1 protein-coding gene and 1 pseudogene are annotated in these 754 nt (G+C 36.9%); both read right to left on the bottom strand.

Going from position 1 to position 754, the window contains the following annotated elements:
• A pseudogene (locus ACFIO5_RS11565) lies at positions 1-121 on the bottom strand (biotin--[acetyl-CoA-carboxylase] ligase); the annotation flags it as partial.
• The coding region (locus tag ACFIO5_RS11560) for an NADH-quinone oxidoreductase subunit N (protein ID WP_375705487.1) at positions 121-754 on the bottom strand (634 nt) is incomplete at its 5' end. The pseudogene ACFIO5_RS11565 and the gene ACFIO5_RS11560, both read right to left, overlap by 1 nt.

Raw genomic sequence — 754 nt, 5'->3', positions numbered from 1 at the left:
CATGATGACCAGCGTGAGCTTTTTGCTGTGCAATGTAATTTGTTGAATCAACAATTTCATACGATTCAACAGCGTATCCTTGTTTTTGTGCAAAATCTGATAAGATATAATCCATTTTCATTAAAACAATGCAGTAGCTGCTCGTTCTGCCAAGTCAGCAAACCAAATCCCAAAAAGCGTATAAGATAAAATAAAGAATGCAGAAAAACTGAGACAAAACCGAAGCTCATTCGATAAAACAATAAAATGCGCTTTTGCATCATCAAACCACATAATTTTAATGAGACGTAAATAGTAAAAAGCCCCAACAACAGACGCTATCATACCAACGATAGCAAGTGGAGTAAGACCAGCATGAACAGCAGCAGAAAATGTATACCACTTTCCAAAAAAACCGGCCATAGGTGGTATACTTGCTAAAGAGAAAAGTTGTATTGTCATCGTAATAGCCATAAATGGATTTGTCTTTACCAATCCTGAAAGATCATAAATATCTTCAACATTTCCATCACTAGAGCGCATTCCAAGAATAAAAGCAAAGGAACCAATCGTCATACTAAGATAAATAGTCATATAAAGAATAACGCTTTTTATCCCCAGCATATCTCCAGAAGCTAACCCAACAAGTGCATATCCCATATGACTGATCGACGAATAAGCCATTAAACGTTTAATGTTGCTCTGGCCAATTGCAGCAAATGCACCAAGTATCATTGAAGCAATCGCCATAAACACCAAAATTTGCTGCCATGCC

This window comes from Bartonella sp. AA86SXKL (assembly GCF_042196885.1).
This window is presented reverse-complemented; position numbering and strand designations above follow the sequence as displayed.